The organism is Pseudomonas sp. EMN2, assembly GCF_009650555.1.
Taxonomy (GTDB): domain Bacteria; phylum Pseudomonadota; class Gammaproteobacteria; order Pseudomonadales; family Pseudomonadaceae; genus Aquipseudomonas; species Aquipseudomonas sichuanensis.
In genome coordinates, this window is sequence record NZ_VZZR01000103.1 from 1 (window position 1) to 14,298 (window position 14,298).

The 14,298-nt window shown below is 65.9% G+C and carries 11 protein-coding genes; 7 read left to right on the forward strand and 4 right to left on the reverse strand.

Annotated features, from left to right (window positions below; all coding sequences use genetic code 11):
* Nucleotides 1-133: 133 nt before the first annotated feature.
* Nucleotides 134-1,003 (reverse strand): LysR substrate-binding domain-containing protein, encoded by an 870-nt coding sequence (locus F6X61_RS24500; protein WP_153788924.1) that lies wholly within the window; start codon nucleotides 1,001-1,003, stop codon nucleotides 134-136.
* Between the two features lie 264 nt (nucleotides 1,004-1,267).
* Here F6X61_RS24500 and F6X61_RS24505 point away from each other — a divergent pair, with 264 nt between their 5' ends.
* The 5 genes from F6X61_RS24505 to F6X61_RS24525 all read left to right on the forward strand — a co-directional run bounded on the left by F6X61_RS24505 (nucleotide 1,268) and on the right by F6X61_RS24525 (nucleotide 7,489).
* On the forward strand, nucleotides 1,268-2,584 hold the full coding sequence (locus tag F6X61_RS24505) for an MFS transporter (protein ID WP_153788925.1): 1,317 nt from the start codon (nucleotides 1,268-1,270) through the stop codon (nucleotides 2,582-2,584).
* A 14-nt stretch (nucleotides 2,585-2,598) separates the two neighbouring features.
* Nucleotides 2,599-3,990 carry an FAD-dependent oxidoreductase gene (locus F6X61_RS24510; RefSeq protein ID WP_153788926.1) on the forward strand — a complete coding sequence of 464 codons (1,392 nt, stop codon included), beginning with the start codon at nucleotides 2,599-2,601 and terminating at the stop codon, nucleotides 3,988-3,990.
* 155 nt (nucleotides 3,991-4,145) lie between these two features.
* Entirely contained in the window at nucleotides 4,146-4,856 is a 711-nt protein-coding gene (locus F6X61_RS24515) for a YebC/PmpR family DNA-binding transcriptional regulator (protein ID WP_153788927.1), read from the forward strand.
* Nucleotides 4,857-4,946: 90 nt separating this feature from the next.
* Nucleotides 4,947-5,891, forward strand: a complete 945-nt coding sequence (locus F6X61_RS24520; RefSeq protein ID WP_153788928.1) for a LysR family transcriptional regulator — start codon at nucleotides 4,947-4,949, stop codon at nucleotides 5,889-5,891.
* A 185-nt stretch (nucleotides 5,892-6,076) separates the two neighbouring features.
* A complete protein-coding gene (locus tag F6X61_RS24525) occupies nucleotides 6,077-7,489 on the forward strand; it encodes a DOPA decarboxylase (protein ID WP_153788929.1) in 1,413 nt (470 codons plus the stop codon).
* 83 nt (nucleotides 7,490-7,572) lie between these two features.
* On the opposite strand, the gene F6X61_RS24530 is transcribed toward F6X61_RS24525, so the two are convergent.
* Nucleotides 7,573-8,181, reverse strand: coding sequence for a hypothetical protein (locus F6X61_RS24530; RefSeq protein ID WP_153788930.1), 609 nt, complete (start codon nucleotides 8,179-8,181; stop codon nucleotides 7,573-7,575).
* A 101-nt stretch (nucleotides 8,182-8,282) separates the two neighbouring features.
* Entirely contained in the window at nucleotides 8,283-9,191 is a 909-nt protein-coding gene (locus F6X61_RS24535; protein ID WP_125463671.1) for a LysR family transcriptional regulator, read from the reverse strand.
* A gap of 375 nt (nucleotides 9,192-9,566) precedes the next feature.
* Here F6X61_RS24535 and katG point away from each other — a divergent pair, with 375 nt between their 5' ends.
* Entirely contained in the window at nucleotides 9,567-11,795 is a 2,229-nt protein-coding gene (gene katG, locus F6X61_RS24540; protein ID WP_153788931.1) for a catalase/peroxidase HPI, read from the forward strand.
* Nucleotides 11,796-11,921: 126 nt separating this feature from the next.
* On the opposite strand, the gene F6X61_RS24545 is transcribed toward katG, so the two are convergent.
* Entirely contained in the window at nucleotides 11,922-13,259 is a 1,338-nt protein-coding gene (locus F6X61_RS24545) for an MFS transporter (protein WP_153788932.1), read from the reverse strand.
* A 331-nt stretch (nucleotides 13,260-13,590) separates the two neighbouring features.
* On the opposite strand from F6X61_RS24545, the gene F6X61_RS24550 reads away from it, so the two are divergent.
* Nucleotides 13,591-14,289 carry an EcsC family protein gene (locus F6X61_RS24550; RefSeq protein ID WP_153788933.1) on the forward strand — a complete coding sequence of 233 codons (699 nt, stop codon included), beginning with the start codon at nucleotides 13,591-13,593 and terminating at the stop codon, nucleotides 14,287-14,289.
* Nucleotides 14,290-14,298 lie beyond the last annotated feature (9 nt).

A 14,298-nucleotide genomic window follows, 5' to 3' on the forward strand; every position in this document is an offset into this window, starting at 1 on the left:
GGCGGCTTTGCCTACTTTGGCCAAGACCAAAGTAGGCCGCCGTAAGGGCGGAAAGGTGACTATGCGTCGCCATCGCCAATGAATGCGCATACATCTATCAAAACCAACACCCTGGAAGCCGAAGCCAAAAACCTCACCCCCCCTCCCGCACCATCTCCAAAAACGTCGCCACCACCCGCCGCGTCCGCTGCTCGCTCAAACACACCAACGTCTCCGTCAAATGCCGCCGACAATCGACAATCGGCAACGCACAAACCCGCGCATCAGCCCCAAACTCCGCCGCCGAAACCACCCCAACCCCAATCCCCACCACCACCGCCTCCCGCGCCGCCTCACGCCCCTCCACCTGGATCGCCGAACGAATCCGCAACCCCGCCCGCTGCATTTCCTCCTCCAGCGTCTGCCGCGTCACCGATCCAGGTTCACGCAGCACCAATGGCGTGTCATCCAGGTCCGCCAGGCTGATCGCCCCCCGGCTGGCCCATGGGTGTTGATGCGACACGAACGCCACCATCGGGTCACGCCGCATCGGCACGCAAAACAGCCGCTCATCGTCGACATCACGCCCCAGCAAGGCCAGGTCAGCCTGGTAGCTGAACAGCCGGGCCAGCGACTCGTCGGTATTGCCCGTCTCGATCTTCACCTGGATACCCGGGTAGCGCTGGCAGAAGCGGGCGATCTGCGGCAGCACATGCACCGGCGCATCCACCGCCAGCGTCAGGCTGCCGGTGTGCAGGGCGCGCGAGTCCTGCAGCAACTCGACGGCCTCGGCCTCGCAGGCGAACAGACGCTGGGTCACCCCCAGCAGGCGCTCGCCCAGATCGGTCAGCTGCACCGAACGCTTGTTGCGCTGGAACAGCAGCACACCGTAACGCTCCTCCAGCTTACGTACCTGGTCGGAGACCGCCGGCTGGGTCAGGAACAGCTTCTGCGCCGCGCGGGTGAAACTGCCCTGTTCGGCGACCGCATGAAAGGCTTTGAGTTGAGCATGGGAAACCGACATCGAGCACTCCGCTTACAAGCTGGGCTTATGAGTGAAATACGATAAATCGATTTTATTTATCAGTCAGCAGCTGTTTCCATGTGTTTCAACCCGACGCCATCGCCACAAGCGGTGGCGTCGGGCCATGGCCTCGCGCCGGTCACGCCAGACCGCTGCCGCCATCTGACCAAGTGACGTCCCTCCGTCACGCAGTGCGCACCACAACAACAAGACAGGCGTTTCTTCACATTCTGCCGGCACACTCACGCAAGAGGTCAGAGTCAAATGAATCAATCCCTGGGCGCCATCAAGCGTTGGCGCATGCAGATCTTCGCGATCACCTGGCTGGCCTACGCCGCCTTCTACTTCACCCGCAAAGCCTTCTCGGTGGCCAAGCTCGGCATCGGCGAAGACCCGACCTTCATGCTCGACAAGGCCGCCATGGCCAACCTCGACGCCATCTACCTGGCCGCCTACGCCGTGGGCCAGTTCACCTGGGGCATGCTCGCCGACCGCTTCGGGCCGCGTGTGGTGGTGCTCGGCGGGCTGCTGATCTCGGCCGCCGCGGCGGTGGTGATGGGCAGCTACGCGACCTTCCCGATCTTCGCCACCTGCATGCTGATCCAGGGCCTGGCGCAGTCCACCGGCTGGGCCGGGCTGTGCAAGAACATCGGCAGCTTCTTCCCGGCCTCCCAGCGTGGGCGGGTGCTGGGGTTGTGGAGCTCGTGCTACGCCTTCGGCGGCCTGGTGGCTTCGCCGTTCGCCGGCTGGTGGGCCTACACCCTGGTCGGCACCTGGCATGCGGCGTTCTTCTCCAGCGCCGCGGTGGTGGCACTGGTGGCCGTGCTGTTCTTCATCTTCCAGCGCAACAAGCCCGAAGACGTCGGCCTGCCGGCGGTGGAGCCGGAGCCGCAGAGCATGGCGCCGGGGGGCAACCTGTGCAGCGTCTGGGCGCCGCTGCGCGAGATCCTGCGCAACCGCACGGTGCTCACCCTCGGCCTGGCCTACTTCATGTTGAAGCCGGCGCGCTACGCCATCCTGCTGTGGGGCCCGGTGATCGTCTTCGAGCAGATGCCCTCGGTGGGCAAGGTCGGCGCGGCGATCATCCCCACCGCCTTCGAGCTGGCCGGGTTGCTTGGCCCGATCATCATCGGCCTGGCCTCGGACAAGCTGTTCGGTGCCCGGCGCATGCCGGCCTGCGTGATCAGCCTGCTGCTGCTGACCATGGCCCTGGCCGGTTTCATGGCGGCCATGCATAGCGGCAGCGTGGTGCTGGTGGTGGCCTTGCTGTTCGTCATGGGCCTGACCCTGTATGGCCCCGACTCGATGATCAGCGGCGCGGCGGCCATCGACTTCGGTACGGCCAAGGCCGGCGCCACCGCAGCGGGCTTCGTCAACGGCTGCGGTTCGGTGGGCGCGGTGCTCGGCGGCCTGCTGCCGGGGTATTTCGACAGCGTCACGGTGTTCATCGTCTTCGCCGGCACCGCGCTGTTCTCCGCCCTGGTGTTGATCCCGCACTGGAACAGCCGCCCGGCCAGCGCCACTGCGGCCAATGACGTAGCCCCCAACACCAGCATGGCAATCAAACCACTGCGTACTTGAAGGAAAGCAAAGCGATGAGACCGTTCTGGCTGCAACAGGCGCTGGACCAGGAAGACGAGGCCCTCTGCCCACCCTTGCAGGGCGACGCACGTTGCGATGTGTGCATCGTCGGCGGCGGCTACACCGGGCTGTGGACCGCGTTGATGATCAAGGAGCAGGCGCCGCAGCTGGATGTGCTGCTGATCGAGGCGGATATCTGCGGTGCCGGGGCCAGCGGGCGCAACGGCGGTTGTGCGCTGTCCTGGTCGGCCAAGTACTTCACCCTGGAGCGTCTGTTCGGGGTGCAGGAGGCGGTGCGCCTGGTCAGCGAGTCGGAACGCAGCATCGCGGCCATCGGCGCGTTCTGCGCCGACAACGGCATCCGCTGCGATTTCCGCATGGACGGCACCCTGTACACCGCCACCAACCCGGCCCAGGTCGGTGGCACCGACGCGGTGATCGCGGCGCTGGAACGGCGCGGTATCAACTCGTTCCAGCGCCTCGAGCTTGCGCAGTTGCAGCGCCTGGCGGGCTCCGAGCGCCACCTGGAGGGCTGGTACTCACCGGCCGCCGCCACCGTGCAGCCCGGGCGACTGGTGCGCGGCCTGCGCCGGGTCGCCCTGCAGCGCGGCGTGCGCATCCACGAGGGCACGGCGATGACCGGGCTTGAGCACGGGGCTCCGGCGCAGGTGCGTACCCGCACCGGCACCATCCGTGCCGACCGCGTGGTCCTGGGCCTCAACGCCTGGATGGCGCGGGCCTTCCCGCAGTTCGAGCGCAGCGTGGCGATCGTTTCCAGTGACATGGTGATCACCGAGCCGTGCCCGGAACTGTTGCGCCAGATCGGCCTGGACAGCGGCGTCAGCGTGCTCGACTCGCGAATCTTCGTGCACTACTACCACAACACGTCCGATGGTCGGCTGATGCTCGGCAAGGGTGGCAATACCTTCGCCTATGGCGGGCGCATGTTGCCGGTGTTCGACCAGCCATCGCCTTACCAGCCGCTGTTGCGCGAGAGCCTGGCCGATTTCTTCCCGGCCCTGGCCGAGGTGCCGCTGGCGGCGAGCTGGAACGGGCCGTCGGATCGCTCGGTCACCGGCTTGCCGTTCTTTGGCCGGCTCGACGGGCAGGGCAACGTGTTCTATGGATTCGGCTATTCGGGCAGCGGGGTAGGGCCGTGCCACATGGGCGGGCAGATACTGTCGTCGCTGGCCCTGGGCCTGGACAACCCCTGGACCCGCTCGCCGCTGGTCAAAGGGCCGCTGGGGCAGTTCCCGCCGGAGCCGATTCGCTACCTGGGCTCGCTGATGGTGCGCAATGCCATCCGGCGCAAGGAGCACGCCGAGGATCGCGGCGCCAGGCCGCGGCGGCTGGATGTGCGGCTGGCCAAATTCGCCGCGGCGGCGGGCAAGGCCGACAAAGGCTAACCCAGGGCAGGGCCCTTCGCGGGCACTGTGGGAGCGGGTTTACCCGCGAAGAAGCTGATGCGATTTCTTGTCGATCCGCAGCGTTTGGGCGTATAAACTCTCCCCACTTTTGGCCGGTCGCTTCCTGAACCGGCCCTTGAAACAAGAGAGTTGAAATGGGCGCACAGTGGAAAGCCAAGCATAGAGAGACCGCGGCCAACGCCAAGGGCAAGATCATGGGCAAGCTGGCCAAGGAGATCCAGATCGCCGCCAAATCCGGCGCCGACCCGGACATGAACCCGCGCCTGCGCCTGGCCATCGTCCAGGCCAAGAAAGCCTCGATGACCCGTGAGACCCTGGAGCGCGCGATCAAGAAAGGCGCAGGCCTGGACGGCGAGGCCGTGCAGTACCATGCGGTCAGCTACGAAGGCTTCGCCCCGCACCAGGTGCCGTTGATCGTCGAGTGCCTGACCGACAACGTCAACCGTACCGTGGCGCAGATCCGCGTGCTGTTCCGCAAGGGCCAGCTGGGTGCCAGCGGCTCGGTGGCCTGGGACTTCAACCACGTAGGCCTGATCGAGGCCACCCCGGAAGGTGACGCCGATCCGGAAATGGCCGCCATCGAAGCCGGCGCCCAGGACTTCGAAGAGGGCGAGGAAGAAGGTTCGACCCTGTTCATCACCGACACCACCGACCTCGACGCCGTGCAAAAGGCCCTGCCTGAGCAAGGTTTCACCGTCACTTCGGCGAAGATCGGCTACACCCCGAAGAACCCGGTAAGCGCCGCCAGCCTGAGCGCCGAAGCGCTGGCCGAGGTAGAAGCCTTCCTCGAAGCGATCGACGAGAACGAAGACGTGCAGAACGTCTATGTCGGCCTGACTGACTGAGCCGGATGACGCCATCGCGGGGCAAGCCCGCTCCCACGGTTGATTCGTGGGAGCGGGCTTGCCCCGCGATTCTTTTCGGACAGCTAGCATATGCACCCCACCTTCGCCTCCCTGAGCCTCGCCCACCTGCGCACCCTCGACTGCCTCCTGCAGCTGAAAAACCTCAGCCACGCCGCCGAGCGCCTGGGCTGCAGCCAGCCCGCCCTAAGCCGCCAGCTGGCCCACCTGCGCGAAGCCTTCGACGACCCGCTGCTGGTGCGCCAGGGCCGTGGCTACGTGCTCAGCGAGCACGCCGAGGCGCTGGTGGAGCCGCTGCGCCAGGTGCTCGAAGAACTCAATGCCCTGCGCCAGCCGGCGGCCTTCGACCCGGCCCGCTGCGAGCGCCGCTTCTGCCTGGCAGCCTCGGACTACGTGGCCGAGCACATGCTGCCGCAGTTGGTGGCGGCGCTCGAGCTTGAGGCGCCGGGGGTGTCGCTGGAGTATCGCACCTGGCAGGCCGGGCAATACGCCTTGCTCGCCAGTGGCGAGATCGACCTGGCCACCACGCTGTTCGACGAGTCGCCGCCCAACCTTCACGGCCGACTGCTCGGCGAGGACCGCGCGGTGTGCCTGATGCGCCATGATCACCCGCTCACCCGGCAGGCCGCACTGAGCCAGGACGACTACCTGGCCTGCAAGCACGTGCGGGTCTCCGGCGGCGGCGACAAGGACAGCTTCATCGACCGCCACCTGCGCGCCCAGGGCCTGCAGCGGCGGATCAGCCTGGAAGTGCCGTTCTTCAGTGCCATGGTGCCGGTGATCGGCAATGGCCAGGCGCTGGCCACGGTGCCCGAGCACATCGCCCGCCAGCTGGCCCGCCTGCATGGGCTGGCCTGGCGACCGCTGGGCTTCGTCGAGCATACCCAGCGCTACTGGGTGGTGTGGCACCAGCGCCTGCAGGCCTCGGCCGAGCACCGCTGGCTGCGCAACCGGGTGTTCGAACTGTGGCGCCAGTCGCAGTTCGGCGTGCAGGGCGGGCATGCGCCTTTGCCATAGGAGCTATGCGCGAAGCGGGGTTATTCGGCTGGTGGCGAGCGCCTAGACTGGTTGCCACTGTGTTGCCTGTACCGGCGCCATCGCGGGGCAAGTCGCAACGGCGCACCGCCGCTCCCACGGTTGTGGGAGCGGGCTTGCCCCGCGATGAGGCCCATGGCCACACCACAGCCACCAGGAGACCGCGCGTGACCCCCGAACAATTCCGCCAACACGGCCACCAACTGATCGACCTGATCGCCGACTACCGCCAGACCGTCGCCGAACGCCCGGTGATGGCCCAGGTCGAGCCCGGCTACCTCAAAGCCGCCTTGCCAGCAAGCGCACCGCAGCAGGCTGAGCCCTTCGCCGCCATCCTCAAGGACGTCGACCAGCTGTTGATGCCCGGCCTGTCCCATTGGCAGCACCCGGACTTCTACGGCTACTTCCCCTCCAACGGCACCCTGTCGTCGGTGCTGGGTGACTTCCTCAGTACCGGCCTGGGCGTGCTCGGCCTGTCCTGGCAGTCCAGCCCGGCCCTGAGCGAGCTGGAAGAGACCACCCTGGACTGGCTGCGCCAGCTGCTGGGGCTATCCAGCCAGTGGAGCGGGGTGATCCAGGACACCGCCTCGACCAGCACCCTGGTGGCGTTGATCTGCGCCCGCGAGCGCGCCACCGACCATGCCCAGGTGCGCGGCGGCCTGCAGGCCCAGGCCAAACCGTTGATCGTCTACGTCAGCGCCCACGCCCACAGCTCGGTGGACAAGGCCGCGCTGCTGGCCGGTTTCGGCCGTGACAACATTCGCCTGATCGCCACCGACGAGCAGTTCGCCATGCGCCCTGAAGCGCTGCGCGACGCCATCGAACAGGACATAGCCGCCGGCAACCAGCCCTGCGCCGTGGTCGCCACCACCGGCACCACCACCACCACCGCGCTCGACCCGCTGCGCCCGCTCGGCGAGATCGCCCAGGCCCACGGACTGTGGCTGCACGTCGACTCGGCCATGGCCGGCTCGGCGATGATCCTCCCTGAATGCCGCTGGATGTGGGACGGTATCGAGCTGGCCGACTCGGTGGTGGTCAACGCGCACAAGTGGCTGGGCGTGGCCTTCGACTGCTCCATCTATTACGTGCGCGACCCGCAGCACCTGATCCGGGTGATGAGCACCAACCCCAGCTACCTGCAGTCGGCGGTCGATGGCGAGGTGAAGAACCTGCGCGACTGGGGTATCCCGTTGGGCCGCCGGTTCCGCGCGCTGAAGCTGTGGTTCATGCTGCGCAGCGAAGGCGTCGAGGCCCTGCAGCAACGCCTGCGCCGCGACCTGGACAATGCCCGCTGGCTGGCGGAACAGGTCGAGGCATCGGATGAGTGGGAACTGCTGGCGCCGGTGCAACTGCAGACACTGTGCATCCGCCACTGCCCGGCGGGGCTGGAGGGCGATGCACTGGATGCCCATACCCGAGGTTGGGCGGACCGGTTGAACGCATCGGGCGATGCCTATGTCACCCCGGCTACCCTGAACGGCCGCTGGATGGTGCGGGTGTCGGTGGGCGCGCTGCCGACCGAGCGCGAGCATGTGCAGCGGTTGTGGCAACGTTTACAGGCAATCGTCGCTGCCTGACCGTACGCTATCGCGGGGCAAGCCCGCTCCCACGGTCGCTTCGTGGGAGCGGGCTTGCCCCGCGATAGGGCCGCAGTGATCTATCACACCGCCCCGCGCATCAACACCTTGAGCGATGCATCGAACTGGCGCAGCGCATCGGCCTGCACCGTCTGTTCCTCATCCAGCTGACGCACCAGCTCGACCCCCTCGACCGGCTTGCGTGCCACCCCTTCGGCTCGGCCGATATAGGTCAGCTGACCATCGAAAAAGCGTGCCGCCACGCTGGCCTGGATGGCCTCGTCCCCCGCACTTGCCAGCTTGCTCCGGGCCTCCAGCAGCACGATCACATCCGGGCGATCGGCCAGCAGGGTATCGAGGTCTTCATAAAAGGTGACTTCGGCAAATTCCTGGGCCAAGGACTGCGCCAACCATGCATAAGCCTGGTTGCCGCCCAGGGTCGCCACCGGCGTGCTCCTGGCAGTGCCGGGGGCGGCCTGGTCGCGGTGGCGTTGCAGGTAGTCGAGCGTTGCGGCGGCGTTGCGCCCGAGCAGCACGGCCACATGCTGGCCGTGGCCGAGGGTGACGCTGGACAGCTCGGTGGCCGAATAGAAATGCCCGTAGGCTTGCGCGCCGGGCTGGTTGGCTGGGCTGGCACAACCGGTAAGGGTGGCGAGCAGGGCTAGCAGGGCTGCGATCATGCCGGTTTTCATGGGAGAGGCCTTGTCGATGTGCGAATGGGGCCATTCTCCCGGCGACCTGCCATCCGCGGAACTTGATGGCAGGCATGGTGGCTATCGACGACGTTGATGGTTCAGCCTGGGCGGCCCATGAACTGCAGGATCCGCTCACGCAGCCAGCGCTCGGCCGGGTCGTTGTCGTGGGCGCTGCTCCAGGCCATCGACAGTTCGGCCTCGCTGATCTCGAACGGCGCCGGGTCGGCGCGCAGCCTGCCGTCGTCGGCCAGGGCGCAGGCCGCGTAGTCTGGCACCGTGGCGATCATCTCGGTGTTGCGCAGCAGCGCGCGCAGGCTGCCGAACTGCGGTACTGCCAGCACTACCTTGCGGCAGCGGCCGATGCGCGCCAGGTCCAGGTCGATGTTGCCGCTCATGTCGCCGGAGAACGACACCATCACATGGGGGCGCGCGCAATATTCGTCCAGGGTCAGTGGGCCGGGGCGGTCGTCGGCGCGCAGCACCCGCACGCCGATATCGCGCAGTTTGCGGCGCTTGGCGTTGGCCGGCAGGTCGGTGGTGTAGCTGACCCCCACCGAAATCTCGCCCGAGGCGAGCAGGCCCGGCATCAGCAGGAAATTGGCCCGACGCACCACCACGCTGATCTGCGGCGCCTCCTCGCGCAGCGCTTCGAGCAACGCCGGGAACAGGCCGAACTCGGCATCGTCCGACAGCCCCAGGCGGAACACGTTGCAGCTGTTGGCCGGGTCGAACGCCTTGGCCCGGCTGATCGCCGCCGAGATCACGTCCATCGCCGGGCCCAGTTCATTGAAGATCTGCATGGCCCGTGGCGTGGGTTCCATGGCCCGGCCATTGCGAATCAGCAACTGATCATCGAACAGGTCGCGCAGGCGGGCGAGGGCGGCGCTGACGGTGGGCTGGGTGATGAACAGCTTTTCGCCGACACGGGTGAGGTTGCGTTCGATCATCAATGCCTCGAACACCACCAACAGGTTCATGTCGACGCGGCGCAGGTCGTTGCGATTCATTCGGAGGGCCTTGGGCGCGGGAAGATGGCAGATTCAAGCACAGTTCATGCCGCTTGGCTCGTGCCGATTGGCCCCGCCAGTGGCCCTGACAGAGCCACACTATCAGCCCTCAATAGCGCTTCTATTAGACCTCTGCCCAAGCTCGACTAGTCTTTCCCGTGGCCCCGCGAAAAGCCATCGCGGCGGGTGCCCGCGTGGCTGTCGGCAACCCCCTTGCCAGCGGCACTCAGGCACCCCGCGAGCCCATGTCGGCGCAGACCGACCACACCTGATGAGGGGTAGGCACGAGCCCTTGGCTCGGCTGATCGAACACCTGGCATTGCGTCTGGAAACGCGCCCGGAATCTGAAACGACCCGACCCAAAGGTAGAAGCAGATGTCGAACGAATCGAAATGCCCGTTCCATCAAACCGCTGGTGGTGGCACCAGCAACCGAGACTGGTGGCCTGACCAGCTCAACCTCAGGATCCTCCATCAACACTCGTCCAAGTCCAGCCCCGACCCGGACTTCGACTATGCCAAGGCGTTCAAGAGCCTCGACTTCCAGGCCCTGAAAAGGGACCTGACTGCCTTGATGACCGATTCCCAGGACTGGTGGCCAGCCGACTTCGGCCACTATGGCCCGCTGTTCATCCGTATGGCCTGGCACAGCGCCGGCACCTACCGCATCGGCGATGGCCGCGGTGGCGCCGGCTCCGGCCAGCAACGCTTCGCCCCGCTCAACAGCTGGCCGGACAACGTCAGCCTGGACAAGGCCCGGCGCCTGCTGTGGCCGATCAAGCAGAAGTACGGCAACAAGATCTCCTGGGCCGACCTGATCGTGCTCACCGGCAACGTTGCCCTGGAATCCATGGGCTTTAAAACCTTCGGCTTCTCCGGCGGGCGTGCCGATGTGTGGGAGCCGGACGAAGATGTGTACTGGGGCTCGGAAAAGGTCTGGCTGGGGGGCGATACCCGCTATGGCAAGGAACAGCTCAAGGCCCAGCCGCCAGGGCAGGGCGACCTGGTGGCCGAGCCGGCCAAGCATGGCGAGGAGCAGAATCGCGACCTGTCGGCCGAGCGCAACCTGGAGAACCCGCTGGCCGCCGTGCAGATGGGCCTGATCTACGTCAACCCGGAAGGCCCGGAAGGCGAGCCTGACCCTGTGAAGTCGGGCAAGGATATCCGCGAGACCTTCGGCCGCATGGCCATGAACGACGAAGAGACCGTGGCGCTGATCGCCGGCGGCCACGCCTTCGGCAAGACCCACGGCGCCGGCCCTGCCGACAACGTAGGGCCCGAGCCGGAAGCCGCCGGGCTGGAACTGCAAGGCCTGGGCTGGAGCAACAAGTTCGGCACCGGCAAGGGCGGCGACACCATCACCAGCGGCTTGGAAGTGACCTGGACCTCCACCCCGACCAAGTGGAGCAACGAATACCTGAACAACCTGTTCAACTTCGACTGGGAACTGACCAAGAGCCCAGCTGGCGCCCACCAATGGCGACCGAAGGATGGCAAGGGCGCCAACACGGTGCCGGATGCCCACGACCCCGGCAAAAAACGCGCCCCCTCGATGCTCACCTCCGACCTGGCGCTGCGCTTCGACCCGATCTACGAACCCATTGCCCGGCGCTTCAAGGACAACCCCGACCAGCTCGCCGATGCCTTCGCCCGCGCCTGGTACAAGCTGATCCACCGCGACATGGGCCCGCTGGCGCGTTACCTCGGCCCGGAAATGCCCAACGAAGAGCTACTGTGGCAAGACCCGCTGCCCAAGGCCGGCCCACAGCCCAGCGACGCCGATATCGCTGCGCTCAAGGCCAAGGTGCTGGCCTCGGGGCTGAGTGTCGGTGAACTGGTGTCCGCCGCCTGGGCCTCGGCCTCGACCTTCCGTGGCTCGGACAAGCGCGGCGGCGCCAACGGCGCGCGCCTGCGCCTGGCACCGCAGAAGGACTGGAAAGCCAACCAGGGCGTGGACAAGGTGCTGACGGCGCTGGAGAAGATTCGCAGCGAAGGCGGCAACAAGATCTCCCTGGCCGACCTGATCGTGCTGGCCGGCAACGCAGCCGTGGAAAAAGCCTCCGGCCTCAGCGTGCCGTTCCGCCCAGGGCGTGTGGATGCCTCCCAGGAGCAGACCGACGTCGAGTCGTTCGCCGTGCTCGAACCGCTGGCCGATGGCTTCCGCAACTTCAGCAAGGACCGCTACAGCGTCAAGGCCGAGAAACTGCTGCTGGACAAGGCCCAGCTGCTGACCCTCACCGCGCCCGAACTGACCGTGCTGATTGGCGGCCTGCGCGTGCTCGGCGCCAACCATGGCGGCAGCAAGGACGGGGTGTTCACCGACAAACCCGGGGTGTTGAGCAACGACTTCTTCCGCAACCTGCTGGACATGGGCGTGGAGTGGAAGCCGACCTCGGCCGACAACGAGCGCTTCGAGGGCCGTGATCGTAAGACCGGCGCGGTGAAGTGGACCGCCAGCCGGGTAGACCTGGTGTTCGGCTCCCACGCCCAGTTGCGCGCCTTGAGCGAGGTGTATGGCAGCAGCGATGGCAACGACAAGTTCGTCAGGGACTTTGTCGCGGCCTGGTCCAAGGTGATGGAGCTGGACCGTTTCGATCTGCGTTAAACGAAGCATTGGGGCCGCTGTACAGCCCATCGCGACATAAGGCCGTTCCTACAAAGAGCATGGAATTTCCTGTAGGAGCGGCCTTGCGCCGCGATGGGCTGCGCAGCAGCCCCTGTACCAGGCGCTTCAAGCCATCCGCTGCGAGCCCTCGCGGCTGTCGCCATCAGCCCCTTCAGCATGCAGCGAAATCCGCGAAGTCTCCGGCAACGCCAGCCCGCCAATCAACGCCAGCAAGGCAATCACCACCAGATAGAACGCTGGCGCCAACCGGCTGCCACTCTGCTCGATCAACCAGGTCGCCACCAGCGGCGCCGTACCGCCAAACAGGGTATAGGCGACGTTGTAGGTGATCGCCGAGGCGGTATAGCGGCTGCGGGTCGGGAAGCATTCGGACAGCAGCGCGGCGGTGACCACGCCGCTCATCAGCGCGCCGACCGCCAGCAGGATCACCCCCAGCAACGCCCCCGACATCGAGCCGGAACTGGCCAGCCAATAGGCCGGAAACACCGCCACCATCACCCACAGGCAGGTAACGCCGATGGTCCGGCGCCGGCCGATGCGGTCGGACAATGCCCCGGCCAGCGGGCAACCGACGGCGGCGAACAGCAAGGCGACGGTAGTCACCAGCAGCGCCTGGGCACGGCCGAGCTGACCGACGGTCTGCAGGTAAGTGGCGAAGTAGGTGGTGAACATGTAGAACGACAGCGCCGTCAGCGAGATGAACGCACCCAGGTTGCGGATGGTGCGGCCATGGTGGCGCAGGGTGTCGCCCAACGGCGAGTGACTGTGTTGCTTGCCCTCGGCCATGGCCTGGCGGAAGGCCGGGGTTTCCTCCATGCGCCAGCGCAGGTACAAGCCCACCAGCCCCAGCGGTGCGGCGATCAAGAACGGCACTCGCCAACCCCAGGCATTCATCGCCTCGGCCGACAGGCTGGCCTCCAGCCCATAGGCGATCACCGCCGCGCAGGCAAAGGCCGAGAAGGTCGAGACTGGCACGAAGCTGCCGTAGAACGCCCGCTTGTCCTGCGGCGCATGCTCCATCAGGTAGGCGCAGGCGCCTGCATATTCGCCCCCGGCGGAAAAGCCCTGCAGGCAGCGGGCAAGCGTGAGCAGGGCCGGTGCCAGCACACCGATGCTGGCGTAGGTAGGCAACAACCCGATCAACGTAGTGGAGCCGGCCATCAGCAGGATGGTCAACGACAGGATGCGCTTGCGCCCCAGCCGGTCGCCCAGGGCCCCGAACACAATGCCGCCCAGCGGGCGCAGGGCAAAGGCCACGGCGAACACGGCGAAGGTCTTGAGCAGGGCGACACTGGGGTCTTGGCTTGCGAAGAACTGGGTGGCGATCAGTGTGGCGAGAAACCCGTACACGGCAAAATCGAACCACTCGACGAAGTTGCCGATGGCCGAGGCGGCGATCACCCGGCGTAGGGTGGCGGGTGGGACCTCATGGGGGATGGACATCACTGTGCTCTCCGATGGTCTAGGCAGCCTGGGCGAGTGCGGCGCGATCCGGCGCGCCGTCGTTGTTGTCGGGCCAGTAGACAAGAGCAGGGTGGTGATCGCTTTTTCGAGGGCGACCCCGGGATATCCGTTTCGACCGCTCGCACCGGGAATGTTGGACATGCCTCGAGCAGGTGCTACCGCGCATGGATCCAGAACAGTGCTCGTCGAGGTAACCGACCAATGCTATCGGATAGTGGCTGTTTGATATTGAGTGTGGCAGTCTGCGGTACACTCAAGGGGCGTCAGCGATCGCGAACGCCAGTGACCATTGTTTGGAAGGGAGATTCAAATGGCAGAGCAAGCACAGGAAAGTGGTTCGTCATTGATGAAGGCAGTCGAGGCCATCGCAATCACGCCGCAGGATGCTCGGGAAATGGTTGAACAGTATCGAGAGCAGGTACTCAAGGCCAAGCCAAAGGCAACAGATGCTCAGGTGTTGGAGCGGGTGACCGACAAGATCATCAGCCGCTATTGCAAGCTTGCCGCCACGTCGGGTGCCGCAACGGCGATTCCGGGCGCGATTCCTGGTGTGGGTACGGCAGTTGGCATGTTGGGGGGGAGTGCGGTGGATATCCCGGTATGCATCAAGCTTCAAATTGACATGACTATGTGCTTGGGCATTGCCATCAATGGCAAAATGTCGAACGAAGATGCCAAACACATGGCGTTCATCATCGCCTTGTACGGCTCACTCGAACAGATGGGGTCTGCGGGCGCCACTCGCATGGCCAGCAAGGCAGGCGTACGAATGGTTCAGCAATACCTGACAGGCAGCACGTTGACCATCATCAAAGAGTTCTTCAAGAAGATCGGCATCACTTTCACTCAGAAGGCTGCGGCCAAGGCGATTCCTTTTGGCGTCGGGATCATCGTTGGCGGCACGGCCAACTACGCCTTGACCCGTTACGTCGGCAACACCGCTCGCGACACCTTCCTGATGCACCTGGAAATGGAAGATGAGGGGCCTGCCGATACGGCACAGGCTTAACGCTCAACC